Raw genomic sequence first — 1,611 nt, 5'->3', positions numbered from 1 at the left:
GGAAGCTGACACCGGTCGAGTTCGAGAGCATAATGATGGATGCCGTCGCTTTGGCGGCATGAACCCCGGACTCAAGCAAACCTTCAGCAGACCCTGTTCGGCGATACTGACGACCCAGATTTCTATCGTGTGCAGAAGCTGCGTTGGGGCGGAAAGTCTCGTACGCCGGATAAAACGCAGATTGCGGTGAATGACAACATCACGCTGACGGGCATTCCGGATGAGGCTCACGAATACATGCTCGGGGCACGTTCGGCCTTGGAGTGGATTCTGGATCGATACCAGGTGAAGACTGACAAGGGCTCCGGCATTGTCAACGACCCCAACGACTGGGGTCTGGAGCGCGGAAATCCGCGCTACATTGTGGACCTCATCAAGAAGATCACCTATGTGAGTGTAGAGACGGTGAAGATCGTTAATTCGCTACCGAAACTCACGCTGCGGAAATAAGGTGTAACACCTTGGGGTCATGTGCAAGGAGATAATACCCCGTGCGTTTCCTAGTCACTACCTCCCGTGCCTAAACCGCTATCTAAGGGAGCGTGCACTTTAGTGTCACCACCCCTCGCGTTGACCCTGTTTTATCGGTTTGAAGCGGCGTATAAGCGATACTGCATAGCATTCGTGGATGCTTATGCGTATGGCAAGTCTCCTTGTGTCATGGTAGTGTTATTTCGCTGGCTCTTGTCAGTGAGAATACTTACATTAAAGGAGGGGTTAATGCGCGTATTTCGTGCAACCTGTGCCTCACTCGCGGCTGTTGCAATTACAGCTTTTTCGTTCGCCACCACTCCTGCCTTCGCGGGACCAGATGACGATCGTAGTGTCGAGACGAAAGCACACATTGACGCGCCCAAAGTTTTTTGGAACAAAGAGGCGAACACATTCGAGATAAACTCACAGTCGAACGGGAAAACAGCTCCGCTGGACAAGACAGCAAACTGGGTGGGTCGTGGCTACAACTATGACGGTAGCCAGAACTACGTATTCTCAGTTACTAACGACCACCGCCTCGGCTTTCTTGGCAAGGACGGCGAGCTTCTCTACATGGCCCCACAGGTCCCTGGTCCTGGCAATAGCCCCATTTGGTCAGGTTTCGGCGCTGACACCGCAGTCCCTATTGAACAGTTCCGTGACGGGAATTTCGCCCTGGAACTCGTGGGCTTTAATGGCCCCGGCCAAATGAACATGTTCAACTATTCGACATTCGGCGACCTACCGGTGACTCGCTTGTTCTCCTCCCACGACAAGGTTTCTCGGACAGTGTGGTTAGACCCAGGTACGCACACCCACAACATCACCACATTTACAAAGCCGGGCCGCTACGAAGTCACTTTCGATGCAAGTGCGCGGAAATCTGACGGTTCTTTCACGGCTTCAAAACCAACCATGTTAGTGTGGCGCGTAGGTGGTACCAACCCCGCCGACGAAAAGCTCGGTGACGTGAGGGTCGCGTATGACCAGGCCGCAGGTGTCACGGGCAATTCCGCTCCGAGCTTCACGATCGCCCCACACGCAGAGAGTGTCCGATTTTTTGTGTGCGGGGGTTTGGTTTACAAGTACTCCGTGAATCGGTCTGGGTATGCCACGGCTAGTTGGTTGATGGCTTGT

At 53.6% G+C, this 1,611-nt stretch carries 2 protein-coding genes; both read left to right on the top strand.

Annotation, left to right across the window (positions count from 1 at the left end; all coding sequences use genetic code 11):
- Window positions 1–39: 39 nt before the first annotated feature.
- A complete protein-coding gene (locus BSZ39_RS13995; RefSeq protein ID WP_158025218.1) occupies window positions 40–450 on the top strand; it encodes a type ISP restriction/modification enzyme in 411 nt (136 codons plus the stop codon).
- Between the two features lie 270 nt (window positions 451–720).
- The coding region (locus tag BSZ39_RS12745; RefSeq protein ID WP_187343251.1) for a choice-of-anchor M domain-containing protein at window positions 721–1,611 on the top strand (891 nt) is incomplete at its 3' end.

The sequence above is a fragment of the Bowdeniella nasicola genome (assembly GCF_001907295.1).
Lineage (GTDB): Bacteria > Actinomycetota > Actinomycetes > Actinomycetales > Actinomycetaceae > Bowdeniella > Bowdeniella nasicola.
This window is presented reverse-complemented; position numbering and strand designations above follow the sequence as displayed.

Coding starts and splice junctions, on each gene's coding strand:
- BSZ39_RS13995 (WP_158025218.1), top strand. CDS start 40: ATGCCGTCGCTTTGGCGGCATGAACCCCGGACTCAAGCAAACCTTCAG.